Here is a 14,624-nt window from a genome sequence, read left to right as displayed (position 1 = left end):
ATAAAAAAAACGGGTGCGCCATCGTCCCTGCAACGGCGCAGGCCGAGTCCCACCGTATGCATGCTGCTGGCCTTAGCCACTGATAGATAGGGTGGGTCTAGACCCACCTTACAAAGCCATACCCAAGAATGCCAACGTCAGCGCCTTCGTCAATGGCTTTGGGCGGTGAGTCCAGACGGGGACGCCGAGTCCCACCCTATGCGTGTTGAGTCCTAGCCGAGTACGCCCTCAACCAGCCACAGATTGGTGACCGTGATGACGGCAAACAAACTCCACGCCACCCAGCGTGACGGCCGATTGATGGTGTAGCGGCCCATCACTTTGGGATCACTCACCGAGCGGATCAGCGGCCACATCGCAAACGGCAATTGCAGGCTAAGCAATACCTGGCTCCAGATCAGCAATTTGCCGGCTGAATCATTGCCCAGCCACAGTACGCCGACCAGCGCCGGGGCCAAGGCCAGACCGCGCGTGATCAAGCGGCGTTGGTAGCACGGAATTTTGAGATGAAAAAAGCCATCCATGATGACCTGACCCGCAATGGTGCCAGTCAGCGTGGAGCTTTGCCCCGACGCCAGCAGCGCAATGCCGAATAACCAGGCGGCCGCCGCGCCCGCAATCGGCGTAATCAGGGTATAGGCGTGTTCGATATCGGCCACTTCGGTGTGGCCGGAATAATGAAACGCGGTAGCGGCCAAAACCAGAATGGCGCCATTAACCAGCATGGCAATCAATAACGCCGCCCAGGTATCAATGCGCACCATATTCAAAGTGGACTCCACATCGTGGACCGATTGCGCGCCGATTACGCGGCGGGTTTGCACCACCGACGAATGCAGATACAGGTTATGCGGCATGATGGTCGCGCCAATAATGCCCAGCGCCAGAATAATGGCGTCTTTGTGATCGTGCCCCGGATTACCCGGAATCAGCCCCAACGCCACCGCGTGCCAATCCGGCTTGACCATGATCACCTGAATTAAAAAACACAGCGCCATGGTCGAAATCAAACCCAACACAATGGCCTCGACTTGGCGAAAGCCTTTGCCCTGCATACCTAATACGATGACGGTATCAAAGGCCGTCAATACAATGCCCCACGCCAATGGAATGCCGAATAAAAGTTTGAATGCCAGCGCGCAGCCGATCACTTCGGCGATATCGCAAGCAATAATCGAGATTTCTGCGGTAATCCATTGCAGCACTTTGCCAAACGGACCGTAGCGTTCGTAACTGGCCTGCGCCAGATCTTTGCCTGCAATCAAGCCCAGCCGCGCCGCCAGCATTTGCAAAAAGATCGCCGCCAGACTGGAAAACGCCACCACCCACAGCAAGGCATAGCCAAATTGCGAGCCCGCCTGGATATCCGTAGCCCAATTGCCGGGGTCCATATAGCCAATGGCCACCAACAGACCGGGGCCGGCAAAGCGTTTCAGCTTGGCCAATACCGATGCGGAAGCGGAAATGGTGATGCTGCCCTTCACTTCAGTCGGGCAAAACGGCGCGGTGGCGGTAGTGGGTAAACGCATAAACCTGCAAGGCAAAATATAAATACAACGGCGATCAAAAACGATGCCACGGGGGCGCGCGGTGTAAGTACAAGGCCCGCGCCGCGACCGAGTTTAAAACAGAATGGGCGCCGGCTAGAACATCGTGTTGGGGTCGGTGGCGTGCCTGATCATCGGGCTATCTTTATACGAAGATTTCAACCAAACTAGATGAACTTAGTCCACTGAGCCCAGCCATGCACACCGTAAACATTCATGAAGCAAAAACACATCTGTCACGTCTCGTAGAAAAGGCTGCTCTAGGGGAAGGGTTTGTGATTGCAAAAGCAGGCAAACCCTTGGTCAAAGTGGTCCCGCTCAATGCACCCGAAGCCAATCAAGTCAGACGCATTGGCTTTCTGGCGGGTGAGATCATGGTGCCTGACGATTTCGACACCATGGGTAGCCAGGAAATTGAAGCCCTGTTTGGGGGCTCGCTTTGAAACTGCTACTTGATACTCATCTGCTGTTATGGGCGGCCGGCCCTGGCGAAAAATTGTCCGCCACCGCACGGACGCTGATCGAAGACGTGAACAATGAATTGGTTTTTAGTGCGGCCAGCCTTTGGGAAATCACCATTAAACGAAATCTGGGGCGTGCGGATTTCCAGGTGGACCCGAGGGTATTACGCCGAGGATTGCTCGACAACGGATATAGCGAGTTGCCCATTACCAGCGAGCACGCGATGATGGTCGAGACCCTTCCCCCCATCCACAAAGACCCGTTTGATCGCATTTTAATTGCCCAATCTTTCGTGGAAGGAATCATCCTGCTGACAGCCGACGCGCTGGTTGCCCAATATCCTGGGCCGATTCGCCACATCTGATATCCACGCTGGATTTGCACCCAGGCTTCCCACCCACACCGACATCAGTTATCGGCTGATAACCGCCGACAGCGCGCTCGCCCACACTCCAGCAACAATCCCGCCGCACCAATGCGGCAACAAGGAGGGCACCATGAGCCAACCGCGCGATAGCCATAACCATTCTGCCGACGCACCGCCGTCCAATCAGAAAAACCAGAGCAATTTTGAATCGAATTACCCGGATGGCGCGGCGGCCAGCACGGGCCAGGACAAGCGCAGCCAGCGCGATGCCAGCCAGTTGCACGGCAAGGAAATCGGCAAGCCCACCACGCATCACGATGACGAATATGGTCCGGCGCCACCGCGCGACCAGATTCGCCCGCCCGAACTCGACCCCGCTGCCAAAAACAGCCCGGCCGCCGGTGAAAATATTCCGGCGTCGGTCAGCAAACGCAGCGACGGCGAAGAATATGCACGCCACTTTGGCGAGGGCAATACCGGCGATGCTGCGGCCAACCCCAACGCGAAATCGGGCACGCGCCACTAAACGCAAAGAACCCTGTGGCGGCATAAAACACAGCCGGTGTTTTATGCCGTTTTTTTTCGTCCGCGATTTGCGCAACTGCTAAAGCCCGCCCTCGCCTTCACCGGATTGCAGGCAAAAAAACGCCTCGACGTCGATTTGGGCAGTCGAGGCTACAAGGCACCAGGAGGCTGATCCGACACGCGATTAACGTGCCGCGATGAGCTTGATTTCATCCTGCGCTTTCATGCAGGCGCTTTAAGCCAGACCACGCTGGCTTTGTACGCAAAGAAATCACTCACGCCCTTGCCAGCCACTGGCCCCACAGTTTGTGTCGCGACGCCTACATAGGCGACCACCGGCTGACTGAGCGATCAGACCGATTTTTGCATGCCGCGCGCGTGATCTACCGCTTTAATCCATCCGCGTTTAAAACGTTTCCGGCGCAATACCAGTATCGGCGCGGGTTACGACGGTATTGGCTGCTGCAGTGCAGCAGAATGCAACCTGTCCAGAATGTGCATGAACACAGCAGAAAACGACATACCTATCCGCTCTGGCATGACGCACGATTCCGCTCATTCCGCGACCTGCGGATACACACTGGCCGCGCACAGAACGAGCCAGCAACGATAGCGTTCAACAGGAGTCGAGCGACATGCGATCTGCAAAACTGAAAGTTCTTGCCGTAATCACACTGGCTGCCGCGGGGCTGTACAGCTCGATGGCGGTGGCCGCCGATAAACTGGTGCTTGGCTTTGCCCAGGTGGGCGCCGAAAGCGAATGGCGCACCGCCAATACCGAATCGATTAAAAGCAGCGCCAAAGAAGCGGGCGTTGACCTCAAGTTTTCTGATGCGCAGCAAAAGCAGGAAAACCAGATCAAGGCCATCCGTTCTTATATTGCGCAAAAAGTGGATGTGATCGCGTTTTCGCCCGTGGTGGAATCGGGCTGGGAACCGGTTTTACGCGAAGCCAAAGCGGCCAAAATCCCGGTCATTCTTACCGACCGCGCCGTCAAGGTGAGCGATGACAGCCTGTATACCGCGTTTATTGGCTCCGATTTTCTGGAAGAAGGCCGTCGTGGTGGCCGCTGGTTGCAGGACAAATACAAAGGCCAGCAAGGTCCGATCAATATCGCCGAACTGCAAGGCACCGTGGGTTCTGCCCCTGCGATTGATCGTCGCAATGGTCTACTCGAAATCATCAAGAATGACGATCGCTTTAAAGTGATTGCCAGCCAGAGCGGCGACTTTACGCGCGCGGGTGGCAAGCAGGTGATGGAAGCTTTCTTGAAGGCATATGGCAAGCAAATCAATGTGGTGTATTCGCATAACGATGACATGGCCATCGGCGCGATTCAGGCCATCGAAGAAGCAGGCCTCAAGCCGGGCAAGGACATCATCATCGTGTCGTTTGACGCTACCAAGGGCGCCTTCCAGGCCATGATGGCCGGCAAGATGAATGTGTCGGTTGAATGTAGCCCGCTGCTGGGCCCGCAACTGATGGACACCGCCAAACTGGTGGCGGCAGGCAAGTCCGTACCCAAGCGCATCGTGACCAAAGAAACCGTGTTCCCGATGGAAACCGCGGCGGCCACCTTCCCTTCGCGTAAGTACTGATCGCGCTACGACCGGGGCTGGCGCTGGGCCACGCCCCGATTGGCCGTATCCGCGCTGACCGAACCCGTCCGCATACCCCGCGCGCCACCCCGGCGCGCGCCAAGGAGCATTCATGACGACCGCCACCGCTAGCGCCGCCGTCCCGATTTTAACGATGACGGGCATCTGCAAATCGTTTCCCGGCGTGCGCGCCCTGCATGACGTCACCTTCCGGCTGTTTGCGGGCGAAGTGCACACCATCATGGGCCAGAACGGCGCGGGCAAATCCACGCTGATCAAGGTGCTGACCGGCGTACACCCCACCGATGCGGGCCAGATCACGCTCAACGGCACGGCGCTAACCATCGACACGCCGCGCTCGGCCGAAGCGGCGGGCATCCGCACCGTGTATCAGGAAGTAAATCTGTGCCCCAATTTATCGGTGGCTGAAAATATCTATATCGGCAATCTGCCGCAAAAAAATGGCCGCATTGATTGGCAAACCCTTAATGCGGCGGCGGCAAGATTATTAAGCGGATTAGCGCTGCAGATTGATGTTACGCGCCCATTGGATTCGTATCCGATTGCCATCCAGCAAATGGTGGCGATTGCGCGCGCTTTAAGTACCGAAGCGCAAATCCTGATTCTGGACGAACCGACCTCCAGCCTGGACGAAGACGAAGTGCAGCGTTTGTTTAACCTGCTGCGCCAACTTAAAGCGCGCGGCATGGCGATTTTGTTTGTCACGCATTTTCTGGCGCAAACCTATGCCATTTCCGACCGTATTACCGTGCTGCGCAATGGCGAACTGGAAGGCGAATATCTGACCGGCGATTTGCCGCAGCTCAAGCTGATCCACAAAATGGTCGGCCGCGAAATTGACGTCGATAGCCTCACCCAGCCGCAAGCCGCGCAAATGGCGCAACCGGGCGCCACCTTTATCAGCACGCACGGCATGGGCCACAAAGGCACCGTGCATGATCTGGATCTGGAGATCCATGCGGGCGAGGTATTGGGCCTGGGCGGTTTGTTAGGCTCCGGCCGTACCGAAACCGCGCGTTTGTTATTTGGCGTGGATCGTTGCGATAGCGGCGCGGTCAGTATTAATGGCCACAGCGCCCGCTTTAATTCGCCGCGCGATGCCATTAAACACGGCATTGGTTATTGCCCGGAAGACCGCAAAAAGGAAGGTATCGTGGCCGAATTATCGGTGCGCGAGAACATCATTCTGGCCTTGCAGGCCCGGCGCGGTTTGTTCCGCTTTTTATCGCGCAAACGCCAGGATGCCATCGCCAACGAATACATCAAGGCCTTAGGCATTAAAACGCCCGATGCCGAACAGCCGATCGGTTTGTTATCGGGCGGCAATCAGCAAAAAGCCTTGCTGGCGCGCTGGCTGGCCACTGAGCCCGGCATGCTGATTCTGGACGAACCCACGCGCGGTATTGATGTGGCGGCCAAACTCGAAATCATGGATCAGGTATTGGCGTTATGCCGCAAAGGGCTGGCCATTTTGTTTATCTCTTCCGAAATGGGCGAAGTGGTGCGCGTTAGCCATCGCATTGCCGTATTGCGCGATCGCGAAAAAATCGGCGAGCTGGACGCGGGCCAGGCCGATGAACGCGCGGTGTTTCATATGATTGCCGGAGGTGGCGCATGAACACATCCCGTCTGGCTGCGATGGCGCGCCACCCATTGGCATTGCCGCTGATTGCGCTGATTGTGTTGCTAGTGGTTAATCGCGCTTTTAATGCCACGTTTTTTCATATTGAAAGCAAAGACGGCCATTTGTTTGGCAGCCTGATCGATATCCTTAATCGCGCGTCGCCGCTGGCCTTGGTGGCTTTGGGCATGACGCCCGTGATTGCCACACGCGGCGTCGATGTCTCGGTGGGCGCGGTGGTGGCCATTTGCGCCGCAGTGGCCGCGGTGTTGATTGGCGGGCAAATGCATGTCGAAAACGGCGTGGAAGTTTATGTTTCCAATGTACCGATGCCGCTGGCCATTCTGGCCGCATTAGCGGTGGGGCTGATTTGCGGTTTATGGAATGGCACGCTGGTGTCGGTGGTTGGCATGCAACCGATTATCGCCACGTTGATCCTGATGGTGGCAGGCCGCGGCATTGCCCAATTGCTGACTTCCGGCCAGATCATCACCATTTATTACCAGCCTTATTTCTTTCTTGGCGCGGGTTATTTGTTTGGCCTGCCCTTCTCGCTATTTATTGTGGCGGCGGTGTTATTGCTGTTGTGGCTGTTAACGCAACGTACCGCTTTAGGTCTGTTTATTACCGCGATCGGCATCAACCCGGTGGCCTCGTATTTTGCCGGCGTTAAAGCGCGCGCCATTACTTTATGGGTGTTTGGCTTTTGCGGTCTAACCGCGGCCATGGCCGGCTTGATGATCAGTTCCAACGTCAAAAGCGCCGACGGCAACAATGCGGGCTTGTTAATGGAACTGGATGCCATTCTGGCCGTGACCTTAGGCGGCACGTCATTGGGCGGCGGCAAATTCAGTTTGATCGGCACCGTGATTGGCGCGCTGATTATCCAGACGCTGACTTATACAACGTGGTCACTCGGCGTGCCGCCCGAAGCCAATCTGGTGGTTAAAGCCGTGGTGGTGTTTATTGTTTGCGTTACTCAATCCGACCAGTTGCGGCAATGGCTGGTTCGTAAACCGCTGGAGGCCTGATCGATGAACCTGCCACTCTGGCGTACCGGCCGCCTGACCGACCCGCGCACCTTGCCGCTCTTGATTACGCTGGCTTTGTTTATTGCCATGTTTGCCTATGGCTCGTTGGCCTATCGCGGTTTCTTTTCGCTGCAGGTGTTTTTAAATCTGTTTATCGACAACGCGTTTTTGCTGATTGTGGCCATCGGGATGACCTTTGTGGTGATTTCAGGCGGCATTGATTTATCGGTGGGCGGATTGGTGGCTTTAACCACCATGATTTCGGCGACCCTCGCGCAAAACCATCATTGGCCGATCTGGATTGTCATTCCGCTGGTATTGGCGTTGGGCGCTTTATTTGGTGCATTTCAGGGCGTGCTGATCCAGTATTTTCGCTTGCAGCCGTTTATCGTTACCCTGGGCGGCTTGTTTTTAACGCGCGGTTTGTGTTTTCTGGTCAATATCGAATCGATCACGATTACCGATCCGGCCTATACCCAGCTTTCTGAATTCCGCGTGCATCTGGGTGAATACGCCATTACCACCAATGTCTTGATCGCCGCCGTGGCCTTTGCGGCAGCGATCTGGCTGGCGCATTTCCGCCCGTTTGGGCGTTATGTATATGCCATTGGTGGCAATGAAAAATCGGCTTTGCTGATGGGCTTGCCGGTGGCGCGCACCAAAGTGCTGGTGTATACGCTGTCGGGCTTTTGCGCGGCGCTGGGGGGCGTTACGTTTACCTTCTATATGCTTTCTGGCTACGGCCTGCACGCGCAAGGCATGGAACTGGATGCCATCGCCGCCACCGTCATCGGCGGCACGCTGTTAACCGGTGGCGTGGGTTATCTGACTGGCACCTTGTTTGGCGTGCTGATCCTGGGTGTTATCCAGACGTTGATTACCTTTGATGGCACGCTCAGCTCGTGGTGGACCCGCATTGTGATCGGCGCGCTGTTGTGCGTGTTCTGTGTCATGCAGCGTTTGCTGGAAAAGCACACGACGGGCCGGCAAAAGCATCGCTCCGACATCACACCCGTGTCGGGCGGACGGCGCGAAACCACGCCCGCTACTGCCGCGACGGCGCGCACCGGCACGCTGGACCAACTGGCCTGAGCGCTATCGGCAATGCCTGGCGCGTGTAGGTGGCTGTAGGTGTAAAGCGGGCAAAGTAGTGAACTGAATTAACGTTTCCATTCAACAGGTTGACGACCATGACAATGTCGTTAAACTAGCTCGCGACCCGTCAATAAGGCGGGCGCTTATCAAAACTGGATGGATGGAGACGTTAATGAAGAACCCTTTGTTCGCACGCGGACAACGGAAGCTTGCGCTCGTCGCGCTTCCTGCCGCATTTGCAGCTGCCATGGCCATGGCTTATCCCACCTGGCAAGACGGTGGCACTTATTCCGCCGGCACGGTCGTGTATTACAACGGCCATGATTACAAGGCACTGGTCACGCAAACCGATTACGCCGGCGCAGGCTGGAACCCGGCTGCGACGCCCGCGTTGTGGCAAGACCTCGGCGTAGATACTGGCGGCAGCACACCGACGCCCACACCGACCCCGGCGCCGACCCCCACACCGACGCCTACCCCAACGCCCGCGCCAACCCCCAAGCCCACGCCGACGCCAACGCCTGCTCCAACGCCGGTGCCCACGCCGACTCCGACGCCTGCACCCACCCCAACGCCGACGCCTGCGCCGACCCCGTCCAGCAGCCTGCCCAAGCATGTGCTGGTGGGCTATCTGCACTCCAGCTTCGCCAATGGCTCGGGCTATATCCCGATGGCGAATGTGTCGAACGATTGGGATGTGATCGCGCTGGCGTTTGGCGATTCCGATACCAGCGGCAATATCACGTTTACGCGCTGTAAACCGTCGGAATGCCCGAATGTGGAAAGCGATGCCGACTTTAAAGCCGCCATCAAAGCCAAACAGGCGCTCGGCAAAAAAGTGATTATCTCGGTGGGTGGCGCGAATGGCCTGGTGCAATTGACCAGCGCGGCGGCAGTATCCAACTTTGTGACTTCGGTCGAGAAGATCATCGATACCTGGGGCCTGGATGGCGTGGATATCGACTTCGAAAACCAGTCGGTGATGCTTAACCAGGGCGATAACGACTTCACCGCGCCCACCACGCCCATCGTGGTGAATCTGATTTCGGCGCTCAAACAGATCACCAGCCATTACGGCAGCAAGTTTGTGCTGACCATGGCACCGGAAACCTTCTTTGTGCAACTGGGCTACAGCTTCTATGGCCCGGGCCCGAATGGTTCTTCGGATGCGCGCTCGGGCGCTTTCCTGCCGGTGATTTACGCCATGCGTAACGAGCTGACCTTGTTGATGGTGCAGGATTACAACTCGGGCCCGATTACCGGCCTGGATAATCAGTATCACACCATGGGCGGCGCGGACTTTCTGACCGCGATGACCGATATGGAACTGGCGGGCTTTACCGTGGCCAGCACCGGCAAAACGTGGCCCGGCTTGCGTCCGGATCAGGTGGCAGTGGGCATTCCGGCCAACGCCAACGCGGGTAACGGCTTTGTCGACACCACCGGCGTGGAAAGCGCGCTGGATTGTTTGATGAAGGGCAGCAATTGCGGCAGCTACAAGCCCAAAGCAGTCACGCCCACGCTGCGCGGCTTGATGACGTGGTCGATCAACTGGGACGCGTATAGCAACTTCGGGTTCTCGAAACCGTACCGCACGTACTTGAACAGCTACGGCAACTAAGCAGCAACCGCATAGGGTGGGTCGTGACCCACCCTTCAAAGCCGCACGCCAAGTAAAACAGCGCTTGGCAGACCACTTTGGGCGGTGGGTCTTGACCCACCCTATGCGTCCCCTTAATTAGATTGCACGCAACCAAACCTAGTAGCACTACCAGTTCAGCCAAGGGGCAAGCTTACATACCATTGTCATCAACAAGCATCGAAGTCGGTGCGGAGAAAAAGATGACAGTGAACAAGTATTTTAATGTGGTGATCAACCCGTATTTCGAGGTGCGGGCGATCAATGAACAGGGTCAGCAGACCGAGTCGTTAAGCGGGATGTGGCGGGCGCGGATGGTGGAAACACCGTTTAATGGCGCATTGCACGCCGTGGAATTGCGGTTGGTGAGAGACGCACCGCCGGTTTATCTCACTGACAGCCACCCCATGGCGGACAAGATCGACTGGTACAACTTTCCGCATCGCAGCGCGCTGTTTACACCCACCGCGCAATCATTACGCAAAGACATGCCCGCCTTGCCCACGCCACTGCGCGAGCCGACCAAATCGGGGGGCAAATAAGCGCGCCTCGCGCACCGCCACGCCGGCCATTCAGCAAATCATAAAAAACACGAGCGCGGTTTAACCCACGCCCGTGTGTTCTTGCCGCTTGCGGCAACGCCGACTTTAACAGCGGCCGAATCCCGCACCCCGCCTTAAGCCACCGTCAGTTCGCTACGGCCAGCACGCTTTTTACGCGCCGCCATCAACGCCACCAGACCCAAACCCATCATCGCGTAGGTTTCCGGTTCCGGCACGGCCGCCAGGGTGTAATCGTAGGCCAGCGTCACCGATTGCCCCGCCCCCAGCGAGCCCAGATTAAAGCCCAGCGCCAGGTCCAGATCATCGGTGCCCGCGGTAAAGTCGGACGCGCCGCTTAGCGCATACGGGTCCACGCTCCACGGGTATTGCGACGAAATCAGCCCTTTGATACTGCCGGTGCTGACGTCCGCCAGCGTCAGCGTAATGCCGCTGAGCGCGCCAAACGCCGAACCGCTGCCGCTGCTGTTTTTGCTGTTGGTGGTCTCGAATTCGCCGCCCGAATAGTAGTTAAGGTCCGGGTCCGCGCCGACCGCATAGGTCACTCCATCGATCGACGCTGCGGTGGTGTTGGTCAACGTCACCGTAAAGTGCACCGTGCTGCCGCTCAGGCTTACCGTTTGCAGCAAGCCCAGGCCGTTATATGCGCCCGCCTGGGTTAACGATGTGGCCGAGGTGCTGACCAGGCTATAGCCGAAAGGATTGGCGCCCTGATAAAACTCGCCGCCGGCCGTATCGTAACTGCCGCCCACGCCCACCGAGGTAAAGCCAAACGCCACGCCCGGCCACAGCAGGTCATTCGCGTAATTGCCCTTGCCGCTGGGGTCGTAAGCCAGGCCGATCAGCGCGGTCTGGTCGATGATGGCGCCGCCGTCATCAATGCCGACCTGCAGCGTGCCGTTCTGTAACACGGTTGCATGGGCTAGCGGTGCGCTTAGCGCCGCCAGTAAGCTTAATGCCAATACTGTTTTATGCATTCCTGCCTCTCCTCAGATCACCCGCAAAATACGGCCTAGTCCGGCCGCCCTTATCGCTTTCCCATCACTACACCCATCGTTTTTTATGGTGCACCGCAGCGGGGCAGCGACCAGGCCGCTGCGCCCCTCGTAAGCAATAAACCTACAGTGCGGTATTAATCGTCTTACCCTACTTGTAACTTTTTGTTTCGGGGTTATTATGAAACCGCTTTCACAAATATGCCAAGTGGATACACGAAAATTTCATCAAAACAATAGTTTGCTGATATTTGGGTTCAAAGAAAAAACGCATTGGTACACAACACAGAAAGCATCTTCATGCGCAACCGCGCACAAATGGAGCAGGAGGTACGATGAAGCGCGCAACAAATCCGATGCACCCCTTTGCATCGAAATGGCACCCCAATCTGGTGCGCAGCGGCCTGGCCGTTGCGATGACCGTGGCGTTGGCGGCGTGTGGTGGCGGTGAGGACGGCAGCAGCCTTAGCGCCAACCAGATGGCCGCCGCCCCCACCCCAACTCCCAACCCGGGCAACCCGACGCCCACCCCGAACCCGACCAACCCTACACCGACGCCCACCCCGGTAACGCCGACCCCAACCCCGGCCCCCGGCAACAACGGCGCACCACCGCTGACCCAACTGAATGACTGGCCCAAAATCAGCTATCCGCGGGCCAACGATGCGCTGGTCGAACAGCGCGTGAACGCACTGCTGGGCCAACTGACGCTGGCAGAAAAAGTCGGCCAGATGACGCAAGTGGAAATCGCATCGGTTACCCCGGCCGAAATCACGCAATACCACATCGGCTCGGTACTGAATGGTGGCGGCTCGTGGCCGGGCGGCAAGCAAGCGGCCAGCGTGCAAGACTGGCTGACTTTGGCGGATAACCTGTGGGCGGCCTCCACCAGCTCGGCCAATGCGCATCCGATTCCGCTGATCTGGGGTACGGATGCGGTGCACGGCCACAACAATGTGCGCGGCGCAACGCTGTTCCCGCAAAACATTGGCCTGGGCGCCACACGCGACCCGGCTTTGCTGCGGCAGATTGGCGCGGCAGTGGCGCAAGAAGTCACCCACACCGGCATCGACTGGGCCTTCGGCCCGACCGTGGCCGTGGTGCGCGATGACCGCTGGGGCCGCACGTACGAAGGCTATGCCGAATATCCGGAAGTAACCGAAGCCTATGCCCGCGAGATCGTCGAAGGCATGCAGGGCAATCTGGGTCTGGATGGCAGCAACGAAAAAGTGGTCGCTACGGTGAAGCACTTTCTGGGCGATGGCGGCACCACGCTGGGCACCGATCAGGGCGTAACCGTCACCGATGAATACACGCTGCGCAATATCCATGGCCGTGGTTATGTCGGCGCGCTGGAAGGCGGCGTGCAAACGGTGATGGCGTCGTTCAGCAGCTGGCAGAACTCGGCCGACCCCAATGCCAAAGCCATCAAGATGCACGGCAACAAGTACCTGCTGACCGACATCCTTAAAACCAAAATGGGCTTTGATGGTTTTGTGGTGTCGGACTGGAACGGCATTGGTCAGATCACTACCGCCAATAGCGATAGCCCCACCAATTGCAGCAATGGCGATTGTCCGTGGGCCATCAATGCGGGCGTGGACATGATCATGGTGCCGGCGCGCGACGACTGGAAAGCATTTATCAGCAACACCATTGCGGAAGTGCAAAACGGCACCATCCCGCAAGCGCGGATTGATGACGCGGTGCGCCGCATTCTGCGCGTGAAGGTGCGCCTGGGCTTGTTTGAAAAACCGCGCCCCTCGGCCCGCACCAAGTCGCATGCCATTGGCACAGCGGCCAACCGCGCCATCGCGCGTCAGGCCGTGCGCGAATCGCTGGTCTTGCTGAAAAACAACGACCAGACCTTGCCGTTAAGCCGTAACGCCAAAATTCTGGTGGCGGGCAAGAGCGCGGATAGCGTGTCCAATCAGTCCGGCGGCTGGACCATCAGCTGGCAAGGCACGGGCGTGACTTCGGCCGACTTCCCGGGCGCGACCAGCTTCTGGTCTGCGGTGAAGAGCATTGCGCCTAACGCCACGCTGGATACCAGCGCCACCGGCGACAAGGCCAATTCGACCTATGACGTTGCCATCGCCGTGATTGGCGAAACGCCGTATGCCGAGGGCCAAGGTGATATCGGCAAGACCAAGACGCTGGAACTGGCGCGTCTGCATCCGGAAGACATTGCGCTGATCGAAAGCCTGAAAGCCAAGGGCGTGAAGAAGATCGTCACCGTGCTGTATTCGGGCCGTCCGCTGTTTACCAGCCGCGAAATCAACCGTTCGGATGCGTTTGTGGCCGCATGGTTGCCGGGTTCGGAAGGCGGCGGTATCACCGATGTGCTGTTCCGCAAGGCGGATGGCACCACCAACTTCAACTTCCACGGCAAGCTGTCGTACTCGTGGCCCAAATCGGCATGCCAGACCCCGCTTAATATTGGCGACGCTGATTACAGCCCGTTGTACGCCTATGGCTATGGTCTGACCTATGCGTTTACGCCGAACCAGCCGCAATACGACGAAACCAGCCAGGCCTATGGTTGCGGCCAGAGTGGTGGCGGCGGCCCAAGCGCGACTGATCCGCTGGAAGTGTATTTCCACGGCAATCAGGCGCCTTGGACCATGTATCTGGGTGCACCGTCCAACTGGGGTGGCGTAACGGTGGCGCAGGCCACGGCCAATGCCACCGCCACACCGGGCGGCGAACTGAAGGCCACACCGGTCGATGACCAGGGCGGCATTCAGTGGGGTGCGATGAAACTGACGTGGAACGGCACCGGCCAGGCGTATATGCAGGCCACCGGCACCGATCTGACGCCTTATCTCGCCACCGGCGCATTGGTGTTCGATGCCAAAATCAGCCACGCCCCCACCGATGACGTGATTGCGCGGGTGGATTGCGGCTATCCGTGCATGGGCCAGATCAGCATCAAGAGCGCCATCGTGGCGCAACCGCTGAATACGTGGAAAACGCTGGCGATTCCGCTGGCGTGCTTCGCGGCGGCGGGCACTGACTTTACACAAGTCAACACGCCGTTCTTGCTGTACACCGGCGGGCAGTTCGAGATTTCGGTGGGCAATATCCGCTGGGAACCCAACAACGCCGGCAACATTACTTGCGCGGGCACCGCCAAGTAGCCAGACCAGACTCTCCTTGTACG

At 58.0% G+C, this 14,624-nt stretch carries 12 protein-coding genes; 10 read left to right on the top strand and 2 right to left on the bottom strand.

Annotation, left to right across the window (positions count from 1 at the left end):
* Positions 1 to 212: 212 nt before the first annotated feature.
* On the bottom strand, positions 213 to 1,529 hold the full coding sequence (locus WG78_RS01640; RefSeq protein WP_053936032.1) for an Nramp family divalent metal transporter: 1,317 nt from the start codon (positions 1,527 to 1,529) through the stop codon (positions 213 to 215).
* Between the two features lie 215 nt (positions 1,530 to 1,744).
* Here WG78_RS01640 and WG78_RS01635 point away from each other — a divergent pair, with 215 nt between their 5' ends.
* The 9 genes from WG78_RS01635 to WG78_RS01595 all read left to right on the top strand — a co-directional run bounded on the left by WG78_RS01635 (position 1,745) and on the right by WG78_RS01595 (position 10,448).
* A complete protein-coding gene (locus tag WG78_RS01635; protein ID WP_053936031.1) occupies positions 1,745 to 1,990 on the top strand; it encodes a type II toxin-antitoxin system Phd/YefM family antitoxin in 246 nt (81 codons plus the stop codon).
* On the top strand, positions 1,987 to 2,373 hold the full coding sequence (locus WG78_RS01630; RefSeq protein ID WP_053936030.1) for a type II toxin-antitoxin system VapC family toxin: 387 nt from the start codon (positions 1,987 to 1,989) through the stop codon (positions 2,371 to 2,373). The genes WG78_RS01635 and WG78_RS01630 overlap by 4 nt, the downstream gene beginning before the upstream one ends.
* A 133-nt stretch (positions 2,374 to 2,506) precedes the next feature.
* Complete coding sequence (locus WG78_RS01625) at positions 2,507 to 2,902, top strand: hypothetical protein (protein ID WP_053936029.1); 396 nt, start codon at positions 2,507 to 2,509, stop codon at positions 2,900 to 2,902.
* Positions 2,903 to 3,536: 634 nt separating this feature from the next.
* Entirely contained in the window at positions 3,537 to 4,499 is a 963-nt protein-coding gene (locus WG78_RS01620) for an ABC transporter substrate-binding protein (protein WP_053936028.1), read from the top strand.
* 112 nt (positions 4,500 to 4,611) lie between these two features.
* Positions 4,612 to 6,138, top strand: a complete 1,527-nt coding sequence (locus tag WG78_RS01615; protein ID WP_053936027.1) for a sugar ABC transporter ATP-binding protein — start codon at positions 4,612 to 4,614, stop codon at positions 6,136 to 6,138.
* Positions 6,135 to 7,172, top strand: coding sequence for an ABC transporter permease (locus WG78_RS01610; protein WP_053936026.1), 1,038 nt, complete (start codon positions 6,135 to 6,137; stop codon positions 7,170 to 7,172). Before WG78_RS01615 ends, WG78_RS01610 begins: the two co-directional genes overlap by 4 nt.
* A gap of 3 nt (positions 7,173 to 7,175) precedes the next feature.
* Positions 7,176 to 8,264, top strand: coding sequence for a galactofuranose ABC transporter, permease protein YjfF (gene yjfF, locus WG78_RS01605; RefSeq protein WP_053936025.1), 1,089 nt, complete (start codon positions 7,176 to 7,178; stop codon positions 8,262 to 8,264).
* A gap of 256 nt (positions 8,265 to 8,520) precedes the next feature.
* A complete protein-coding gene (locus tag WG78_RS01600) occupies positions 8,521 to 9,888 on the top strand; it encodes a chitinase (RefSeq protein ID WP_236691961.1) in 1,368 nt (455 codons plus the stop codon).
* Between the two features lie 221 nt (positions 9,889 to 10,109).
* Positions 10,110 to 10,448 (top strand): hypothetical protein, encoded by a 339-nt coding sequence (locus WG78_RS01595; protein ID WP_053936023.1) that lies wholly within the window; start codon positions 10,110 to 10,112, stop codon positions 10,446 to 10,448.
* Between the two features lie 134 nt (positions 10,449 to 10,582).
* Here WG78_RS01595 and WG78_RS01590 read toward each other — a convergent pair whose 3' ends face one another.
* Entirely contained in the window at positions 10,583 to 11,443 is an 861-nt protein-coding gene (locus WG78_RS01590) for a PEP-CTERM sorting domain-containing protein (RefSeq protein ID WP_053936022.1), read from the bottom strand.
* A 353-nt stretch (positions 11,444 to 11,796) separates the two neighbouring features.
* Here WG78_RS01590 and WG78_RS01585 point away from each other — a divergent pair, with 353 nt between their 5' ends.
* A complete protein-coding gene (locus WG78_RS01585) occupies positions 11,797 to 14,601 on the top strand; it encodes a glycoside hydrolase family 3 protein (protein WP_169788451.1) in 2,805 nt (934 codons plus the stop codon).
* Positions 14,602 to 14,624: the final 23 nt, after the last annotated feature.

The sequence above is a fragment of the Amantichitinum ursilacus genome (genome assembly GCF_001294205.1).
Taxonomy (GTDB): Bacteria; Pseudomonadota; Gammaproteobacteria; order Burkholderiales; family Chitinibacteraceae; genus Amantichitinum; species Amantichitinum ursilacus.
The sequence above is the reverse complement of the archived record's forward strand: the minus strand, read 5'-3'. Positions and strand labels throughout refer to the sequence as shown.

Coding starts and splice junctions, on each gene's coding strand:
- WG78_RS01620 (WP_053936028.1), top strand. CDS start 3,537: ATGCGATCTGCAAAACTGAAAGTTCTTGCCGTAATCACACTGGCTGCC.
- WG78_RS01610 (WP_053936026.1), top strand. CDS start 6,135: ATGAACACATCCCGTCTGGCTGCGATGGCGCGCCACCCATTGGCATTG.
- WG78_RS01600 (WP_236691961.1), top strand. CDS start 8,521: ATGGCTTATCCCACCTGGCAAGACGGTGGCACTTATTCCGCCGGCACG.
- WG78_RS01590 (WP_053936022.1), bottom strand. CDS start 11,443: ATGCATAAAACAGTATTGGCATTAAGCTTACTGGCGGCGCTAAGCGCA.
- WG78_RS01635 (WP_053936031.1), top strand. CDS start 1,745: ATGCACACCGTAAACATTCATGAAGCAAAAACACATCTGTCACGTCTC.
- yjfF (WP_053936025.1), top strand. CDS start 7,176: ATGAACCTGCCACTCTGGCGTACCGGCCGCCTGACCGACCCGCGCACC.
- WG78_RS01585 (WP_169788451.1), top strand. CDS start 11,797: ATGAAGCGCGCAACAAATCCGATGCACCCCTTTGCATCGAAATGGCAC.
- WG78_RS01595 (WP_053936023.1), top strand. CDS start 10,110: ATGACAGTGAACAAGTATTTTAATGTGGTGATCAACCCGTATTTCGAG.
- WG78_RS01640 (WP_053936032.1), bottom strand. CDS start 1,529: ATGCGTTTACCCACTACCGCCACCGCGCCGTTTTGCCCGACTGAAGTG.
- WG78_RS01615 (WP_053936027.1), top strand. CDS start 4,612: ATGACGACCGCCACCGCTAGCGCCGCCGTCCCGATTTTAACGATGACG.
- WG78_RS01625 (WP_053936029.1), top strand. CDS start 2,507: ATGAGCCAACCGCGCGATAGCCATAACCATTCTGCCGACGCACCGCCG.